The organism is Streptomyces sp. CA-249302 (assembly GCF_050936785.1).
Taxonomy (GTDB): domain Bacteria; phylum Actinomycetota; class Actinomycetes; order Streptomycetales; family Streptomycetaceae; genus Streptomyces.
This window is the reverse complement of record NZ_JBNJMG010000001.1, coordinates 3,409,222-3,427,540: the sequence shown is the minus strand read 5'-3', so window position 1 is coordinate 3,427,540 and position 18,319 is coordinate 3,409,222. Positions and strand designations below refer to the sequence as shown.

Annotated in this window: 14 protein-coding genes; 4 read left to right on the top strand and 10 right to left on the bottom strand. The window is 71.0% G+C overall.

Going from position 1 to position 18,319, the window contains the following annotated elements; translation table 11 throughout:
• Nucleotides 1-6: 6 nt before the first annotated feature.
• From ACQEWB_RS15420 to ACQEWB_RS15395, 6 genes are all read right to left on the bottom strand, one after another.
• Nucleotides 7-756: a class I SAM-dependent methyltransferase gene (locus ACQEWB_RS15420; RefSeq protein ID WP_432831185.1), complete on the bottom strand. Its 750-nt coding sequence runs from the start codon at nucleotides 754-756 to the stop codon at nucleotides 7-9.
• Nucleotides 753-2,222 (bottom strand): condensation protein, encoded by a 1,470-nt coding sequence (locus ACQEWB_RS15415; protein ID WP_432831183.1) that lies wholly within the window; start codon nucleotides 2,220-2,222, stop codon nucleotides 753-755. Before ACQEWB_RS15415 ends, ACQEWB_RS15420 begins: the two co-directional genes overlap by 4 nt.
• Nucleotides 2,219-6,496 (bottom strand): alpha-(1->3)-arabinofuranosyltransferase domain-containing protein, encoded by a 4,278-nt coding sequence (locus ACQEWB_RS15410; protein ID WP_432831181.1) that lies wholly within the window; start codon nucleotides 6,494-6,496, stop codon nucleotides 2,219-2,221. Before ACQEWB_RS15410 ends, ACQEWB_RS15415 begins: the two co-directional genes overlap by 4 nt.
• A complete protein-coding gene (locus ACQEWB_RS15405; protein ID WP_432831179.1) occupies nucleotides 6,493-7,251 on the bottom strand; it encodes a class I SAM-dependent methyltransferase in 759 nt (252 codons plus the stop codon). Before ACQEWB_RS15405 ends, ACQEWB_RS15410 begins: the two co-directional genes overlap by 4 nt.
• A gap of 50 nt (nucleotides 7,252-7,301) precedes the next feature.
• Nucleotides 7,302-8,453 carry a glycosyltransferase family 4 protein gene (locus tag ACQEWB_RS15400; protein WP_432831177.1) on the bottom strand — a complete coding sequence of 384 codons (1,152 nt, stop codon included), beginning with the start codon at nucleotides 8,451-8,453 and terminating at the stop codon, nucleotides 7,302-7,304.
• 194 nt (nucleotides 8,454-8,647) lie between these two features.
• Nucleotides 8,648-9,634 (bottom strand): DUF3068 domain-containing protein, encoded by a 987-nt coding sequence (locus ACQEWB_RS15395; protein WP_432831175.1) that lies wholly within the window; start codon nucleotides 9,632-9,634, stop codon nucleotides 8,648-8,650.
• Between the two features lie 174 nt (nucleotides 9,635-9,808).
• Between ACQEWB_RS15395 and ACQEWB_RS15390 the strand changes: the two genes are divergently transcribed.
• Complete coding sequence (locus tag ACQEWB_RS15390; protein ID WP_242760187.1) at nucleotides 9,809-9,961, top strand: hypothetical protein; 153 nt, start codon at nucleotides 9,809-9,811, stop codon at nucleotides 9,959-9,961.
• A 3-nt stretch (nucleotides 9,962-9,964) separates the two neighbouring features.
• Nucleotides 9,965-11,215 carry a helix-turn-helix domain-containing protein gene (locus tag ACQEWB_RS15385; RefSeq protein WP_432831172.1) on the top strand — a complete coding sequence of 417 codons (1,251 nt, stop codon included), beginning with the start codon at nucleotides 9,965-9,967 and terminating at the stop codon, nucleotides 11,213-11,215.
• Nucleotides 11,216-11,222: 7 nt separating this feature from the next.
• On the opposite strand, the gene ACQEWB_RS15380 is transcribed toward ACQEWB_RS15385, so the two are convergent.
• Together ACQEWB_RS15380 and ACQEWB_RS15375 are read right to left on the bottom strand one after the other, a co-directional pair.
• The gene (locus ACQEWB_RS15380; RefSeq protein WP_432831170.1) at nucleotides 11,223-12,272 is read right to left on the bottom strand and encodes an NAD-dependent epimerase/dehydratase family protein; all 1,050 of its coding nucleotides are present in this window, start codon (nucleotides 12,270-12,272) and stop codon (nucleotides 11,223-11,225) included.
• 74 nt (nucleotides 12,273-12,346) lie between these two features.
• Nucleotides 12,347-14,362 (bottom strand): TerD family protein, encoded by a 2,016-nt coding sequence (locus ACQEWB_RS15375; protein ID WP_432843827.1) that lies wholly within the window; start codon nucleotides 14,360-14,362, stop codon nucleotides 12,347-12,349.
• A 252-nt stretch (nucleotides 14,363-14,614) separates the two neighbouring features.
• On the opposite strand from ACQEWB_RS15375, the gene ACQEWB_RS15370 reads away from it, so the two are divergent.
• Together ACQEWB_RS15370 and ACQEWB_RS15365 are read left to right on the top strand one after the other, a co-directional pair.
• The gene (locus ACQEWB_RS15370; RefSeq protein WP_432831168.1) at nucleotides 14,615-15,388 is read left to right on the top strand and encodes an IclR family transcriptional regulator; all 774 of its coding nucleotides are present in this window, start codon (nucleotides 14,615-14,617) and stop codon (nucleotides 15,386-15,388) included.
• A complete protein-coding gene (locus ACQEWB_RS15365; RefSeq protein WP_432831166.1) occupies nucleotides 15,385-16,230 on the top strand; it encodes an SMP-30/gluconolactonase/LRE family protein in 846 nt (281 codons plus the stop codon). The genes ACQEWB_RS15370 and ACQEWB_RS15365 overlap by 4 nt, the downstream gene beginning before the upstream one ends.
• Before the next feature lie 96 nt (nucleotides 16,231-16,326).
• Here ACQEWB_RS15365 and ACQEWB_RS15360 read toward each other — a convergent pair whose 3' ends face one another.
• Nucleotides 16,327-17,577: a DUF6545 domain-containing protein gene (locus ACQEWB_RS15360; protein WP_432843825.1), complete on the bottom strand. Its 1,251-nt coding sequence runs from the start codon at nucleotides 17,575-17,577 to the stop codon at nucleotides 16,327-16,329.
• A gap of 32 nt (nucleotides 17,578-17,609) precedes the next feature.
• Nucleotides 17,610-18,203: a toxin-antitoxin system, toxin component family protein gene (locus tag ACQEWB_RS15355; protein ID WP_432831164.1), complete on the bottom strand. Its 594-nt coding sequence runs from the start codon at nucleotides 18,201-18,203 to the stop codon at nucleotides 17,610-17,612.
• Nucleotides 18,204-18,319: the final 116 nt, after the last annotated feature.

The window sequence follows — 18,319 nt, the reverse complement described above, 5'->3', positions numbered from 1 at the left end:
CGCCCCCTACGTCTTTTTGCGCGCGTGCAGCAGCAGGATCGACGCGAGCGACGGTCTGGAGCACAGCAGCCGGTCCAGCGGCCGCAGCGGACGCGGTACGCCGTGGAAGGGCGCCCCGGCCAGTCGTACGACCTCGAAACCTGACGTGGCGACGAACTCCCGTAGCGCACGGGCGGTGTAGAGCCGCAGATGCCCGACGACCTCCGACCCCGGCCGCCCGTGGATCCCCCGCAGGCTCACCTCGGAGAACACGGGCTGCACCCCCGCCGCCAGCAGCGCACGGTTGTACCAGGCGGCCAAGTTCGGTGTGGACAGCATGAGATGACCCCCGGGACGCAGGACGCGGCGGATCTCGTCGAGCGCCGAGTCCGGGTCGACAAGGTGCTCGATCACCTCGCTGAACAGCACGGCGTCCGCACAGCCGCTCCTGAACGGCAGCCCGCCGCCGGTGAGTTCACCGCGGATCGGGTACGACAGGTGCGCGCGGGCGCGCTGGAGGGCGTCCTGGGACCAGTCGACGCCGACGACGCGATGGCCGGTGAGCAGCGGGGCGGCGACGGCGGCCGCGGTGCCGTCGCCGCAGCCGACGTCGAGGACGGTCCGCGAGCCGGCGGCGGCCGGGCCGAGCGCGGCGGCCAGCATCCGGGCCTGCCGGAGGCTGCGCGGGGCGCCGGAGGCGACGGGGACGGACGGGTCCTCGTAGAAGTCGCGGAGGTCCTTCGGGCGGCGCTGGGGATGGGGTGCCGTGGTGGTCACGGGGACACCTCCGTCGTATGCAGGTAGTGCTCGAACAGGTCCCTCAGGTGCGCGCCGTCGCCGTGGCTGAGCAGGGCGCGGGACCAGCGCAGGGCCAGGTGGAGGCGGCCGGCGGTGGAGGCGGTGGTGACGGTGAGGCCGCGGGGCATCCGGGCCGGCGCGGAGAACCAGACCGCATGGGCCCGGCCGGCGTCCTCGCCGAAGTCCAGGGAGTAGGGGATACGGCCGATGTTGCTGAGCAGGGTCGTCGAGGTCCAGGGCGCGGCGGCCCTGCGCAGCCCTCTGGTGAGTGCGGCCCGCCAGGCGACGGGGGTGACGGGCGCGGTCAACAGGGCTGCCCCGTGCCCGAGTTGGGGCCGGGGGAGGGACTTGAGGGCACGGGTGCGGAGCGCCGTGCGCTGGAGCAGGGCGGGCATGTCGGCGGGGGCGTGTGCATCCAACTCCTCCGGCGCGAAGGGGACTTCGACCAGGCGGGTGCCGTTGCCGATGGGCATGGTGGCGTCCCGGGGGCGGTCGTCCACGGGCATCGTGATGCGCAGGGGGCGGGGGTGGGCGCCGTGTTCCCGGTTCCAGTGGGTGATGGTGAGGGCGGTGGCGACCATGAGCTGGTCGTTCACGGTGTAGGGGGAGCCCTTGGGGCGGTGGGGGAGCGGGAGTTCGGTGACGAGCATGCCGTTGCCGGGGGAGGGCTCGGGGGTGCCGGGGGCGACGCGGGCCGGAGGTGACCAGTTGGAGGGGGTCTCGCCGGGATCCTGGGGGGCGTCGGGGGTGGTGCGGGTGGGCGGCGCGGCGGGGGAGTTGTCCTTGCCGCCGTATATCCCGGCGGCGGTGGCGAGGACGCGAAGACAGGCGGGGCCGTCGAGGGCGGTGTGGTTGATGGTGAGGAAGAGGACGGTGCCGGTGCCGGTGCCGGTGCCGGTGCCGGTGGCGGTGGCGGTGGCGGTGGCGGTGGCGGTGGCGGTGGCGGTGGCGGTGGCATTGTGCGGCCGTCCGCCCGGCTGCGACGACCGCCTCGACACTCCGACGCCATCCGTGGCTTCGCTGCCCTCGACCGGCCCCGCCCCCGCCACCACCTCCAACCTGATCGGCGGGGACAGCGACAGCGACGGCGCCGTGGTCAGCGCCCGCGTCCGCGCGTCCCGCAGCGCACACCGCCCCGCCTCCGGAAAGCTCACCACCTCCACATCGGGCTCGGCCGTCAACTCCCACTCGTACCGCCGCCGGTACCAGTGCCCCGGCGCCTCCCGCATCAGGATCCGCGGATGCCGGCGCAGCGCCTCGGCGAAGGCGGCCCGCAGCCGCTCCCGGTCCAGCCGCCCGGGCAGATGGACCTCGATGTGCACGGTCTCCGGCTCCTCCTCCTGGAGACAGTGCCGGGCCACCTCGTCCACCACGGGGAAGGGGATACGCCCCGGCGGGACGGGCCCGTCGGTGCCGTTGCGGGCCGGATGTTCCAGTGCCGTCATGCGTTCTCGCCCCCCTTGTACAGGTGTTGGGTCGGCGCTTCCGAGGCCGGTGGCGGCGGCGGAAGGGTGCCGGACGCCACCGGTGGCGGCGGCGGTTGGCTCCCCGACGTCACCGGCGCCGGTTCGCCCGCCGGCGGGAGTACGGCCGTGGACCCCGGCCCCTCGTCCGGCTCCCGTACACCCACCACCCCCGCGAACAGCCCGATCAACGCGAGCAGTTGGGCCGCATGTCCGAACGCCCCCTCGCCCGCACCCACCGGCTTCCCGGCCCCGATGGCGGCGGCGATCCCCGCCCCCGCCAGCGCGACGAACGCGATCGGCACGAGCAGCGCATGGCGCCGGTACGCCAACAACGCGAGCGCGGGCACCAGCAGCGCGAACCAGCCGGCGATCACGACACCCACCGCCGTCAGTACGACCGTGCCGAGCCACAGCCCGGGCAGCGGCGGCACCGGCTGCGGCGGGTCGGGGTTCTCGGCCCGCCGGCGCCATACGACGAACCCGATCAGCGCCGCGAGCCCCACCGCACCGCCGATCAGCCCGCCCTCGTACGTCGTCGCGGGTTCGTACGACAGCTTGACCGTGCCACCGGACCCGGACGGGATCCGCCAGCCCTGCTGCCAGCCGTCGAGCCGGACCGAGGTCAGCTCCTTGCCGTTCAGGGTGGCCTTCCAGCCGTCGTTGTAGTTCTCGTACGTCGTCAGATAGGTGGCCGCACCCGACCCGACGCTCACCTCGCGCCGGTCACCGAGCCAGTCCCGTATGGTCAGTTGGCGGGTCTCGGCGGTCGGCTCGGTGACCGTGCCGCGGGTCAGGGTCAGGTCGGTCAGCGTGAGCGGTCCGGCATCCCCGGCCTCGACGCGATGCGTGCCCGCGGTGAGCTCCAACTCACTGTCGTCACGCCCCTGCTGACACAGGGTCACATCCACCTGGCGGCGCTCCGTCAGATCCCCGACCGTCCCCTTCACGCTCGTCTGGTACAGCTCGCCGTCCACCGCCACGTCCGGCCCCTGCCCGCACGGCAGCGAGAAGGTCCGCCCGGACCTGGGCTGCGGGGTGCGGTACTGGTCGAGCGCGGGGATGTACGCCTCGCTGAACCCCACCGGCAGTTGCAGATCCTCGTCGGCGACCGGGTTGGCCAGGGTCATCGGGGCGGTCTGGCTGACCGTGATGTCCAGCCGGTCGGTGGTGATCGGGTCGAAGCGGACCACGCCGTTCTCGTCGACACCGGCGACCGTCGCACCGTCCGGGGAGCTGATCTGCACCTGGGTCGCCCGGGTGGACAGCCCGCCCGCCGGCGCCAACACCACTTCCCCGATGGGCTGTTTGCCGTCCCAGCGCAGGTGGATCGTCGGGCGGTCCCCGGCGATCCAGGCCGTGGTCAGGTCGCCGTCGGTGAGGTTGCGCGCCGACAGGCCCGCGCCGAGGGCCGCCGTCGAGTCGGCGGTGGCGACGATGCGGTTCTGCTGGTCGGGGGCGACCTGGTAGAGCAGCTTGTCGAGTTCCGCGCCGTTGACCGGCACCGCGTCCGCCTTCACCTCGTACGTCCCCGCCGTGGCGGTGGTGAAGCTCCGGTGCAGGCCGGCTTCCGTGCCGGTCGCGGAGAGACCGGTCGGGTCGGCGGCGCGGTGCAGGGAGATCAGCGTGGCGGCGGCGTCGGAGTCGTCGGCGTCGGTCGGGAGCCGCAGCATCCGCGTCACCTGGACGTGCGGAAGGTCGATCTCCGAGAACCCGGCACCGGTCAGCCCCGCGCGCCGCGCGACGGAGTCGACGATCGTCAGCTTCATCCAACCGGTCGACCCGGCAGGGGCTTTGATGGTCTGTGCGGAGCCGTCAGGCCGCAGGAAACTGGTCTTCGACCCCTTCTCCGTCTCCACTCGCACCTTCGTCGCCGCCGACCGCACGCTCTCCTGCGGCAGCGGGCTCACCTTGAAGGACGAAGGCATGTCGTACGACCCACTGAACCCGATCCGCACCCACTGCCCGTCCGCAGACCCGGGCGCTCCCTCGGTCCAGGCGGTGTCCGGGTTCCCGTCGAAGGCGTTGACGGGATCGAACTGGGGCAGATGGAACAGCCAGTTGCCGTACGAGGACGCGGTCACCGAGTCGGCACCACGCAACTGCGCCACGGTCTGATGGTCGAGCCCCTTGCTCGGCAGGATCTGGTGCGGCTGCTTCCCCGCGTCCTGCGTGGCGTCCGGCGCGTTCCGCTCCGAACTCGTATACGTATAAGAGGTGTTGGCGGTGACGAGCCCGAACCGTGTGTCCGCGCGCCGCAGTCCGTCGCCCACCACCTGGAGGGACGGCGAGCCGAGGCCGGGATGGTTGTCGCCGGTCAGCACGGTCGCCCGGCCGCGCAGCTCGGTGGCGACCGGCAGCAGGGCCTCCGGCCCGCCGGAGACGACGGCCGTGTCCGACACGGGCAGCAGCCGGGCCTGCCCAGGCCGTGGCACGTCCTGACCGGACGGCTCGTAGATCTCCACCGCCCGCTGCCGCGGATACAGCCCCTCCACCTGCAAAGGCGCGTCATGGGCGATCACCCCGCCGGTCATCACCGGCCCGAAGCCCGTCACCCGCTGGTACCCGGACTGCTCCAGCGTCCGCTTCACGGTCGTGGTGGGTACGGAGTCGGCCTGGTCGGGGTCGAGGTCGTTGCGGACGACGACGTAATAGATGCCCGCCCGGCTCAAGTAGTCGGCCAGCCCCGGCACTTCACTCCCGGAGGCGAGGGCGTCCTCGACGGCGTCCATCGCGCGCCGGTTGCCCGGGGTGCCGAAGGGCACGAAGTCCCGTTGCGCCCAACGGGACTTGGCGAGGACGTCGAGGGGCTGGTCGATGGGGGAGCCCCAGCTGTAGACCCCGTGCGCGGTGGCCGGGACGACGAGGGCGCGCGAGTCCGGCGAGTACTTCTCCAGCCAACTGGCGGTGGTCTTCCAGTACTTGGGCAGTTCCTGGAACGACCCCGGATTGAGGATCGACCCGTTCAGATACGGCCACATCAGCCCCGGCAGGATCAGCACGGCCGCGATCAGCGGGGCGAACCGCCGCCCCCGTACCGGCCGGGCGCCACGCGCGTCCGTGGCCACCCCGACCACATGCGCGAGCCCCAGCGCCAGCGCAAGAGCGAGCCCCGTCTGGAACTTGTAGATGTTGCGGAAGGGGACGAGACCGCCGTTCAGCCAGTCCTGCACGACCCCGTGGAAGGGTGCCCCGAAGGCACCGCCGTACCCCGCGAGCAGCACCAGCACGCACGACACCACGGTCAGCACCAGCCACCGCCGCTCCGGCAGGTCCCGTCTGGCGAGCCCGGCCAGCCCCAGCCCCGCGGCCAGCGCCGAACAGACGATCACGACGACGGACGCGGCGACCGTCCACCCGGCCGGCAGCCAGGCCTCCCCGAAGTGCAGATAGGCGACCCAGTTCCCGGCCCCGCGCAGTGCCTCGGTGGCCGACATGGTTGCCGTCGTGGTCTGCGAACTCTCCACATAGGGAAGGAAGTTCTCCCCGTACACCCCCAACATGACGAGCGGAATCCACCACCAGGCGGTAGCCACGACGACCCCCGGCACCCACCACGCGATCAGCTTGCGCTGCCGTGGCCCGGGCGGCCGGGAGAGCAGATACAGCCCGACGGGCAGCAGCGAGGCGAGCGTGGAGGCCCCGTTGACCCCGCCCATGAACGGCACGACCAGCGCCGAGCGCAGCGCGGCGACGCGGGCGGTGTACCGCTCGTCGACCAGCGGCAACAGCACCCACGGCAGGAAGGCGCCGGGCAGCGCGGCAGCGGACGTGGACCCGACGACGATCGTGAAGACGGGCCAGAGCGCGTACGCGACCCCGGCCGGCAAGCGCGACCCGGCACTCCCGATCCGCAGCCGCTCGGCCAGCCGCAGCGCACCCCAGAAGGCAACGGACACGATCAACGACATCCACAGCCGCTCCGCCAGCCACACCGGCAGTTGCAGCGCATGTGCCAGCCAGTAGAACGGCAGCATCGGCCACAGATAACCGGCGTACTGGTCCTGAATGCCCCCGAAGGACCCCTGGTCGTGCCACAACTGCCCCAGATCGGAGAAGAACGCCCCTGGATCGACCGTGACACCCAGCTTCGTGTCGAAGGTCTGCCGCCCCGGGTGCACCACCAGGAACAGGAAGAACACCACGGCCCAGAACCCCACCAGCCAGCGCCGCGACCGCGGGCCCTCCGGCGGACCCGAGGTGGCCGCGGTGGTGGGGACGGCAGCCGGAGGAGGAGCCTGGACCGTGGTCGTCATGGTGGACACCGCCGGAGAATGAGGAGGAGGTTCCAGGTGGCCAACTCCCTTATGCCGGGCGCCTTCACGACGGTCTCGGCGAGGAAGGGCCAGTAGCGGGAGCGCGCCGAGACGACCGTGACGTCGTCCCGGGCACGCACCTGCCGCAGGGTGGTGCCGATGTGCACGGCGAACAGGTTCTCGCCGAGGGTGTGCTTGGCCGCCTTCCCGGTACGACGCCGGTAGCGGGCCCGGGCCCGCTCGGCCCCGAAGTAGTGCCAGGGCGCCCACTCGTGCCCGCCCCAGGGCGACAGCCAGTTGGTGAACGACACGTAGATCAGCCCACCGGGCCGGGTCACCCGAGCGAGCTCACTGAGAAACGTCTCGGGATCGGCGACGTGCTCCAACACATTGGACGAGAAGGTGACATCGGCGACCCCGTCGGAGAGGGGCAGCAGATACCCGTCGGCGACCACACTGCCTTCGGGCGGCTTCTCGCCGAGTTCTGTGATGTCGGGTTCGAAGAGGTAGGCGTGTGCGCCGCGACGCCGGAATTCTTCGGTGAAGTACCCGTTGCCGCCACCGACGTCTATGACCGTGCGCCCGGCCACGGGCCCGTCGTAGGCCTCGACCTGTTCGGCGGCGTCAGTGGCGAGGAGCGAGTAACAGGACTGGGGGTCGTCCTGTTCGTGGAGGAATGCCCGAAACAGGGCAAGGGAGCGCTGAAAGGAGGGGTCCTTCATCGCCGTAAAGGGGCGCGGGGCTGTATCGGACATGCGGCTACCGCCGCGTGAGCGCGACCAGCCACGACGCACCCGCAGCCGCCTCACGGCCCCCAGCCCCTCACCGCCTCCGCAGCCACCGCCCGAAACTGTCGAACCGTACGGTGCCAGCGATAACGAGCCGCCCGATCCCGAGCCGCCTTCCCCATCAACTCCCGCCGATGACCGGACAACGCCAGCGTGCACCAGGCAGCCGCAAAAGAAGACTCCCCGTGCGCCAGCACACCCGTCTCCCCGTCCACCACGGAATCCCGCAGACCAGGAACATCAAAGGCAACGGCAGGCGTCGACCGCGCAGCCGCCTCCGTAACGACCAGCCCCCACCCCTCCACCGCGGACGGATGCAGCAACAACCAGGCCGCACACAACAGCCGATGCTTCTCCGCCTCGGACACATGCCCCGCGAACTCCACACCAGGACCGGCGAGTTGCTCGAGCCGCTCCCGCTCCGGCCCGTCCCCGACGATCACCAGCCGACCGCCGGTCACCGGCCGCACCCGCTCCCAGAGTCTCAGCAGCAGATCGATCCGCTTGTACTCGACGAGTCTCCCGACCGCCACGAACAGCGGCTCGGCGGACCGGTCGGCCCGCGGCCCCGGCTCCTCGACGCCGTTGTGCACCACACGGATCCGGCTCCGTTCCACGCCGATCTCCCGCAGGGCATGCGCCGTGGACGGCGAGACCGCGACCAGCAGACTCCGGTGCTGCGCACCGGTAAGCGCCCACTGCTCAAGTCTTCGCCCGATCCGCGCGGCCGGCAGCAAGGGCCCGCCGAACCGCATCTTCCACAGATCGGAATGCACGTGATTCACCAGGCACAGGGTGGGGCCACGGTGCCAGAGGGGCGCGAGATACGGCATCCCGTTGCAGACCTCGACCAGCAGATCGGTCTCCCCGACCTGCCGGGCGAACGCGGAACGGGCCCGCAGGTAGTGGGCGAACTCGCCGCCGGCCGACACGACCCGGTAGTCCCGGAACGCGGCCGGTCCGCCGCAGATCAGCGTCACCTGGTGGCCGAGAGCGGTGAGCCCCTCGGCCAGCCGGTCGACCAGCAGCTCGGAGCCGCCGGCCGCCGGGTTGTCCAGATCCCGGTGGGCGAGGAAAACGATTCGGCGCGGTTGCGGGGGGAGCGCCGGAGGGCGCTGCGGTGCCCAGGGAACATCGGCACGCAGCGGAGATGGCACGTGCTGGGGCATGGGTGCTCCAACTCGTCTCAGGGTGCGGAACTCAGTGACTGGTTTCCGGACTTGCTGTGGGGGGACTGAGCTCTTCATGGGCGGGGGGTGTGGACAGCTTGTGCTCGGGTGGGGTTGGACAGTTTTCGCCCAGCCGTTCGCCACGGCTACTCACCGAGATGACAATTTGCGGCTTTATTAGAACTGACGTCATGTCACATCGTGAGCTGGGCCTCGGGTGATCGGGGCATTTCCGTCGAATCAGGACGCCTGCGCCCTCGTACCACCAAAACCCCACCCACCACTGCCAGTACGAATCCGGCCACAGCGGCACCAATCGGCAGCGTCTCTCCCACCATGCGCAGCTGCCCGCTCTCTTTCTTGGCCAGCTTCACCTGGTCCTTCTGCGTCGCGGTCGTGAACGCCAGCTTCCGGCTGTCCAGGAGCAGCACCGCGTCGTACTTGTGGCCGGGGGCGCGCAGCGTGCGGCGCGGGCCGACCTGGGCGTACAGCACGCGGCCGGTGCGCTGGTCGACGACCAGGCGGATGCCGTGGTTGGAGTACCACTCCTCGGCCAGCACCTGCGGGCTCTTCGGCTGGTCGACCAGGCTGCCCGGCACCTGCCGTGTGCCGATCTTCGTCGGCGGGACCGTGCCGGTGAAGGCGAGGCCGGTGTAGCCCTGGACCTTCTGCTTGCCCGCGTAGTGCAGCGTGACCACGTCGCCGAGCGAGTTGTCCCACCACTGGTACGAGCGTTTGTGCACGTCGAAGGGGAACTTCAGGTACGCGTCGCCCTCGAAGTACGGGTTCTCCTTGCAGCAGTGGACGGGCTGGTTGGTCTTCCGGTTGGTCACCCACCGGTTCAGGAAGAACTCCAGGGCGTCGTGCGGATCGGCGGCCGGCAGCGATTTGTCCGTGTCGACCGTCGTCGTCACGTCCCACACCGCGTCCCCGCTCTTCTCGCTGTCCGCGACATTGCCGCGGACCTGCTGGGTGACGGTGATCCGCTTGTCGGTGACGGTCGCCACCTCGTCGGTGTCGAAGTAGGAACCCGTGCCCTGGTAGACGGCGGTGGTGTCGATGTCGATGGGATTCACGGCGGCCCGTGGCTCGACGTACCAGACCAGCATCGGCGCCAGGACCAGCAGAAACGTGCCGAGTCCCAGCAGGATCAGGGAGAGAGGTGAGGCTGTACGGCGCATCCGGGCACTCCAGGGGGGAGGGATGACGGAGTTCGGGCCGCTCTGTGGGCGGGAACCGTAGGCGCCTCTTGACGGGGTGTCAATGCTTGTCGAGACTGGGCCGGACAGGCCGGGGTGGGACACCGGGGTGGGGACGACCTCCGTACAGATCCGTACAGAGAGGCTGACCCTGCGATGTCCAGACTGCTCAGCGCCGCGCTCACCGTGGTGGCCGCGGCCGCACTCGCCGTGGGCGCCGCCCTCGGCATCGTCGCGCTGCTCGACGCCACACCCGACCAGCCGAACACCCCCTTGATCACGTATGAGCAAGCGGGACAGGGGAGTTGACCGGTGGGGCCGGCCCGCTCACCCGCCACCACCACCCGCTCGGCCTGGCACGACGTCCCCCGTCTCCAGGTCCGCCGGTTCGCCGCCATCGCCATGGCGGAGGCGCCCGCGCTCGCCGAGGAGATCCTGCGCGAGATCCGCCGCGAGTACCCGCATCTGCCGGTCGTCCTCGACGAGTCCGGCGAGCCGATGGCCCTGGTCGGCATCCGCCGCGCCATCGAGGTCTTCGTCCAGCACCTGGAGACCTCGGAGGGCCGCCCCTCGGTCCCGCCGGGCGTCTTCCAGGAGTTCGGCCGCGGCGAGGGCCTTCACGGCCGCTCGCTCGACTCCCTCCAGGCGATCTACCGGATGGGGGTACGACTGGCCTGGCGCCGTTTCGCCGAGATCGGCCAGCGCGTGGAGATCCCGCCACCGGCGATGTACGAACTGGTCGACGCGGGTTACGAGTATCTCGACGGCCTGGTCGACCAGTCGGTACGGGGCTACGCCGAGGCGGCCGCGAGGCAGGCGGGCGAGCGCCTGCGCCTGCAACGCCGCCTGATGGAACTCCTGCTGGCCGAACACCACCGGGGCGACCCGGCCGACGCGCTCACCGAACGGGCCGCGCGGGTCGGCTGGCCGCTGCCCCGCAAGGTCGCCGTCGGCGTCCTGCTCCGCCCGGCCCGGGAGGCGGTCGCCCCGGCCGTCGGCCAGGGCATCCTGCTCGACATGGAGTACGAGCAGCCCCGCATGGTCGTCCCCGAACCGGACGCGGCCGGCCGCCCCGAGCTGCTCCAGCGTGCCCTGACCGGCTGGTCCGGCGCGATCGGCCCGCCGGTCCCGCTGGCCGACGCGGGGAAGTCGCTGCGCTGGGCGGAGGCGGCCGTACACCTGATGGAACGGGGCCTGTTGCCGGCCGGGGAGGTCCTGTACTGCACGGAACACACCGAGGCCCTCGTCCTGCTCCAGCCCGAGGAACTGATCGACGACCTGGCCCTTCGCTGTCTGGCCCCCCTCGCGCACTGCGGCCCGACGCACGGACGACGGCTTGCGGAAACGTTACTGGCGTGGCTGGAGACGCGGGGCGGCGCTCCGGAGGTCGCCGCCCGTCTGGGCGTCCACCCCCAGACGGTCCGCTACCGGCTCCGCCAGATCCGCGAACTGTGGGGCGACGAGATAGACGACCCCGACCGCCGCTTCGAGCTGGAACTGGTGCTGCGGGCACAGCGGTTGAGGGGGGCGCTGGGAGAGGCGAGGCGGGAGAGGAAGCCGTGACGGCTGGTCATGCGCGCTGCCGACGCCATGCCTCGTAGTGATCGAGGACGGTCTCCTCGATGGGCCGGTAGCTGATCCCCAACTCCCGCACGCTGCGGCTGTTGTCGACCTCGAAGCGGATGCCGAGGTGCTTGCGGATGTAGTCCTGGGTGAGCCCGAAGAGGGGGCCGAGGACGCGAACGGGCCAGTGGGGCAGCCGAGTTCGCGGTATCCGCCGCTCCTTCGGATACCGCGCCCGAATGATCCCGGCCATGTCGTGGAAGGAGGACATCCGCTCGGCGGCGAGGATGTAACGCCCCTGGGCGTCGTCCTTCTCGGCGGCGGCGATGTGGGCGTCGGCGACATCCCGTACATCGACGGTGGTGAAGCTGAAGTCGGGGGCGCCGTAGAAGAAGTACCCCTTGAAGAGCTCGTCGAGGAGGAACAGACTCCCGGACTCGGAGGCGGGCGTGAGGGAGGGCCCGAGCACGAGCCCCGGATTGACGGCGACCATCCGCCACCGCTCCTGCCCCTTCTCGGCCTCCCAAGCGGCTTGCTCCGCAACGGTCTTGGCGTAGTGATACGGGTTGTTCTCCACGGTGCTGCTGGTGTTGAAGTACCCCTCCCTCAACACCCGCCCCTCCATGTCGAACACGTCGACATAGTCGCCGAAGATCGCCCCGACGGTGGACGTGAACACGAGCCTCCGCACGGACGGGGTCCGCTCGATACTCCCCACGACGTTCCGAGTCCCGTTCAACGCGGGCTCGACGACGTCCCGTTGCCCGTCCTTGATCTTCTCCGGCATGAGAAAGGGCGAGGCGACATGAAACACGACCTCGCACCCCTTCATGGCCTCGTCGAAGGCGCCATCGCGAAGCAAGTCGGCCTCGAAGAGCTCCAGTTGCCCGGGGTGACGGTCCTGAAGCTCCTTGAGAGGCCGCACCTTCACGGCATTTCCGGTACTCCGCACGGTGGTCCGCACGCGATACCCACGCTCCAGCAACCGCCCCACCAGATGACAACCGACGAATCCACTGCCTCCGGTCACGAGGACGTCCACGCGTACTCCGATCATGTCCGGCCGACCGAAGTGGCGGCATCCGGGGACCAGAGTCGGGCACGTCCGGGTCGGAAGGGAAGCCGGGTGACTCAGCCGGCCGTGGTGCGCTGCTTGGCCGCAGTCCGTCGCGACGTGCCGTCGAGGTGCACCACCACCGTCGTATAGAAGCGTTGCACGGCGTCGTCCACGCTGCGGATGAAGCCGGACTCGGCGTTGCCGCGGCCGTTGCCCATGCCCTTGAGGAGGGAGAGGCGGAAGCCGGTGATGCGGGTGGTGGCGTTGCCCTTCGGCAGCATGTCGGCCGGTTCGGGGCGGAGGCGTTCCAGGGTGCCGCGGGGGCCGCCCGTCTCGCCTTCCACCAGCGTCTCGACGTGCAGGTCCGCCGGAGCCTCGGCCAGCTGGCGGACCAGACGCTTGGCCCAGGTCAGGGGGTAGCCCTGCTCCGGCGCCGGGATCTCGACGGACGTGCGCAGTCTGCCGGTTCGCAGGTCGGCGGTGACGCCGAGGAGGCCGGGCGCGCCCTCGACCCGCAGCTCCGCCTGGAGGCGTCCATCGGCACAGAGCCGGTCGGCCAGGCCGGCCCGGCGCTCCCCGGGGTCCGTGCCCCGCTTGGCCCGCTGCACCGGGAGCACCTTCTGCCCGAGCTCCCCGCCGAGCCCGAGGCATACCTGGCGGATCAGCCGCTCCCAGCTCTCCACCACCTCCAGCGCCCGCGGGTCGCCCTGGCACAGGGTCTCGTCGTCGATCCCGTTGCGGACCGGCACCCAGGACGAGCCCATGTTCTGGAAGCCGTGGCAGCCCGAGTTCTCGTGCTGGAGATAGTGCAGCAGCTCCTGGAGCAGCCAGGCGTGGGCGGCGTTCCCGACGCCCTCGTGGCGGATCAACATCTGTGCCTGGTACGCGACTTCGGCCCAGGACAGGTGCCGCAGGGCCACCTTGTGCTTGCGCCGCCCGTCGACCTTGACGCCGACGAGCGGGCTGCCCTCCAGGGCGACGTCGTTCGACAGCGTGATGACGGCCTCGTAGCCACGGCGGGCGGCGATGTCCATGTACGCCTGCACCTGGTCCGGCTTGAGGGCGTTGCCGTTGGTCTTCGTCTCGACCAGGGCCGTCCACAGCTTGCCGGCGCGTTCGACGCGGACGACTCCGTCGGGGCGCCGGGGTGTGTCGCCGTGCGGCAGCGAGACCTCGGTGAACGTCTCCATCCGCCCCGCCGGCGCCCCGAACCCCGCGGTGAGCCGCCGGCCGAACTCCGGCACCTGCGCCATCACCGACAGCAGCACCGAGGTCGCGCGCGTCTCCCGGTCCCGGTCGCTCTTGAGCACCGACACCGGGAACAGCCTGGCCACCCGCCACGACTCGTTGTCCGCCAGCGACTTCCTGGCCGCCTTGGGGAGAGTGACCTTCTGCTTCGCCGTACGAGGCCGGGCGGCAGGCTTCTTCGGCGCGGCCCCGGTCTCGTCGTCCGGCCTGCGCGGAGCCGGGATGGCTTCCAGCGCCGCCTGCGGAAGGGACTCGACGGCGACGGCCGTCTCCGGCTGCTCGCCGTCCCCCTCCACGTCGTCGTCGATATCGACCCCGAAGTCCGTCGCCAGCCCGGCCAGCCCGGAGTCGTATCCCTGCCCCACCGCCCGGAACTTCCACTCCTCCGCACGCCGGTACAGCTCCCCGAAGATGATCGCGCTGACCGGACCCGCGTCGTCGATGGCGAAGCGCAGCAGGTGTTCGCCGGCCGCGTCGGCCAGGGTCACCCGGAGGTCCTCCAGCTCGCCGAAGCGGGCCCCCTCGTACCGGCTCGCCGCCACGACGATCCGTTCGACCTCCGCCGGGACCGCCGTCAGGTCGAAGCCGATGCGGTCCTCGTTGCCGTCCTCCGTCGGCGTCTTGCCGAGCAGTTGCACGCTGCCGTCGGCGGCCACCGGGTTGTTGTAGAAGTAGAAGTCCGCGTCGCTGCGCACCTTGCCGTCGGTGTCCAGAAGTAAGACGGACACATCCGCGTCGCCCTCGCCGCTCGGGCTGGCCCAGCCCAGGCCGACGATCACCGAACCGGCGTTCTCGCTCAGGGCCGACAGTGAGACGTTCGAGCCCTTGGTCATTTCATGCATTTCTTGCATGTCGCGCATGGAACCCCCCCATCACCGCCGGGTGCCGCGGACCCCTCCCGTCCTGGCCGCCCGGTGTGCGACATGATGTGACGTGTCGCACATGAGCGACAGTAGTACCACAGGGCGTGGGAGGTGGTCTGCGCAGAACCATTGCCCGGGCAAACGCGCTGTCGCTAGCCTGTGTTCGTCATGCCGATCGTCTGTTGAAATTTCGAACGCAGACACTCTGATAATCAAGGGAGGGGGCCGGTTGTGGGACGCCTCGTACCTGCCGTGACCCGGGCTCTCGACATTCTCGAGCTCTTCCTCGACGGGGACGGGACTCTCTCCGCCCCCGACATAGTGCGCAGGCTCCAGCTGCCGCGCACCACCGTGCACGAGCTGGTCACCACGCTCGCCGCCCGGTCGTACATCGTCCAGGTCCCGGGTCAGCCGGGACGGTACCGGCTGGGGGTACGGCCGTACCAGCTCGGCAGCCGGTACGCCGAGCAGCTGGACCTCGCCGCCGAGGGGCAGCAGGTCGCCCGGTCCGTCGCCGAGACCTGCGACGAGACCGTGCACGTGGCGATCCTCGAAGGCACCGACGTCATCTACATCGCCAAGGTCGACTCGACCCACGCGGTGCGCATGGTGTCGGCCGCCGGGCGCCGGCTGCCGGCCCACTGCACGTCCGTCGGCAAGATGCTGCTGGCCTCCCTTCCGGCGCCGGAACTCAGCTCGCGCATCCCGGACGATGCCGATCTGGTCGCGATGACCCCGAACAGCATCACCGACCCGGCCGCCCTGCGCGAGGCCCTCGCCGAGATCCGGCAGCGCGGCCTCGCGGTGGAGAGCCGGGAGTCCAACCCCGACGTCAGCTGCGTCGCCGCGCCGGTCCGCGACCGTACCGGGCAGGTCGTCGCCGCCCTCTCCATCTCCGTGCCCATGATCCGCTGGAGCGACGAGCGCCGCGTCGAGCTGGAGCAGCTCGCAGCCAAGGGCGCAGTGGAGCTGTCGGAGCGCCTCGGCCACCGGACCGTCGGATGACGGCGTACGAGGTGGCCGTGCGCGCCGAGGCCACCCTCGGGGAGGGCCCGACCTGGGACGCGGACGCCGGGCACCTGATCTGGATCGACATCCTCGGCGGGCGGGTCCACACCTACGACCCCGTCTCCGGGCAGCGCACGGTCCGGGTCACCGACCAGCACGTCGGCGCCGCCAAGCCGCGGGCCGGCGGCGGCCTCGTCCTGAACCTCCGCGACGGCGTCGCCCTCGTCGACCCCGACGACACCTTCCGCTGGCTGCACCACGACCCCGTCCCCGGCCGCCGCGCCAACGACGCCGCCGTGGCCCCCGACGGCTCCCTCTGGGCCGGCACCATGCGCTACGACGAGGCCCCGGCCGGCGGCACCCTCTCCCGGATCACCGGGGACGGCACGGTCGAGCTGGTCCTCGACGACGTCGCCGTCAGCAACGGCACGGGGTGGAGCCCCGACGGGAGTCTGATGTACTACGTCGACTCGCCGACACGCCAGATCGACGTCTTCCATCACGAAAACGGCCAGATCTCGGACCGCCGCCGTTTCGCCCGGATCGAGGTGGACTCAGGCTTCCCCGACGGCCTGACGGTGGACGCCGACGGCTGTGTCTGGGTGGCCCTGTGGGACGGCAGCGCGGTACGCCGCTACACCCCCGACGGCGAGCTGGACCGACAGATCGACCTGCCCACACCTCGCATCACCGCCTGCGCCTTCGGCGGCCCGGACTTGACCGACCTGTACATCACGACAGCGAGGGTGGGGCTCACGGCTCCGCACCCCGTGGCGGGTTCGCTCTTGGTCGTACCCGGAGCCGGAAAGGGCCTGGCACAGACGGCGTTCACCGGTTAAGAAGCGGTACACCCGCGCCCCTTCAGGGGCGCGGGTCTGTATCGATATGCGGCTCCGCCGCGTGGGCGCGACCAGCCACAACGCACCCGCAGCCGCTCAACTACCGGTCGAGGCACCCCGAAACGCGCCGACCCCCGCCCGCACCGCCGCCAACTCCTCCGGCCGCCGCAGAGCATCGGACACCGCCCCGATCTCCCGCAACAAATCCGTCGTATCAGGCTCTGGCCCACCCTCGACGCCCCCCGACCCCGACGCCCGCCCCGCCACCGCGTCCTGCACAACCACAGCCCACGCCAACGCCATCGCCCGCCCCGGCTCATGCCGAAGGGCCACCGCAACCTCGTACAACCGCTGCCGCCTCCCCTCGTCCACATGCCGGGCCAGCGGAAGCAGCACGTCCCGGACGAACGTCTCCCGCCGGATCAGCCGCAACTCGGGCGTGGCCCGCAGGACGAAGGAGACCCCACCCCCGTTGACACTCCGCATCAGCAGATACAGCGGTCGCAGCCGCCGGTACGCCAGCCGGATGCGCCAGCGGTCGTGCAGGTACTGTCCGGCGTGCGGAAGGATGAAGCCGACGGCGATCATGATGGCCGACAGACACGCCAGCGGCGGTGCCACGCCCGTGCTCAGCCAGTCCAGGCGGTGGCCGGTCCAGCGGGCCACGACCGCCGGCAACTTCACGGCGTAGAAGGAGAGTTGGGCGGCGTATCCGACGCCCAGGAACTTCAGTCCCCAGCGCAGCCACGCGTCCAGCCCGTCCGTGCGCATCCAGTTCCAGATCAGCGCCGAGGTGATCACCGTGGCGACGGCCTGCGCGACCAGGTACAGCACGATCATCTCGCGCATGTACGGCGTGTTGGCGTAGTACGTGTCGAGGTCCCGCAGTCGTTCCACCGGCGCGTCGGCGAGCGCGAACAGCACCCACAGCGCGGCGATCACCCCGAGGGACCCGGCCACCACCCACCGTACGGCGCGGACCGTCGCGGCGGAGCGGTCGGACAGCCCGTTGCGCCAGGCGATGATCAGCAGCAGACACGAGCCGCAGAACGCCGTCAGCAGTGAATACACCCAGGGCGCCGAGATGTTGGGCACGCCCGTGATCCGGTTGACCCGCGCGATCGTCGACGGCGCCACGAACACGAACACCGCACAGGCGACCAGCAGTACGCCGCCCACGGCCCGCAGCAGTGGATCGCTCCACAGCCGGACGATCGTCGGCAGCTTGATCGCCAGCGCGGCGATCAGGACCCCGGCCGGGATCCACCAGAAGGACGGGTAGAACTCGTTGACGAACCCCGCGGGCGACCACGCGAGTTGGCCGAGAGCCGCGGTCACCGAGCCCACCGCCGTCGGGCCCGCGGCGACCGTCCCAGCGCTCACCGCGCCGAACTCCCGCGCCCGCGATAGCCCAGCGAGCGGCTCAGCGGCGTGAGCGGCGCGTCACTGTCCCGCCCGCTCAGCAGCGGCCGGAACGCGGCGGCGAGCCGGTGCCCGAAGTCGTCGGCCTCCGCCTCGTCGGCAACCCGGGAGCCGTCCCGCGCGGCCACGGACAACGCCATGTCGGACCATTCCCGCCGGTCCGCCAGTGCCGCCCCGGCCACGTGATGGTGGCTGTGCCCGGCGTGCAGATGCCACAACTCGTGGCCCAGGATGACCAGTTGCTGCACCGTCTCGGCCCGCTCCTCGACGATGACCAGGTCGAAGTCCTGGAACTCCACCCAGAGCCCGGTCACCTCGATCTCGTCCGGGAACCGCTCGAAGCGCAGCTCCACGGGCCGACCACCACGCCGTACGCTCATCTCCTCGCACAGCGCCCGGCCCAGCTCCCGCGCGTCGGCAGGCGGCCGCGGTCTGGCCCGCACCGCGGATACGAGGCCCGCGGTCAGCTCCCGCATTCCGGACACTCTTCGCGAGCGCCGCAGCGCCCCGGCGATCCGGGCCGCCTTCCTCCGCGCGCCCGCGATGTCCATCGCTCGCTCCCCCTTCCGCCGCCGCACAGCAGGCTGCCCGAGACTACGCCGTCGTTCAACCGAGAACGACCTCCGTGGCTGGAAAGGCCTGCGTAAACCATTGACTAGCAAGCGCT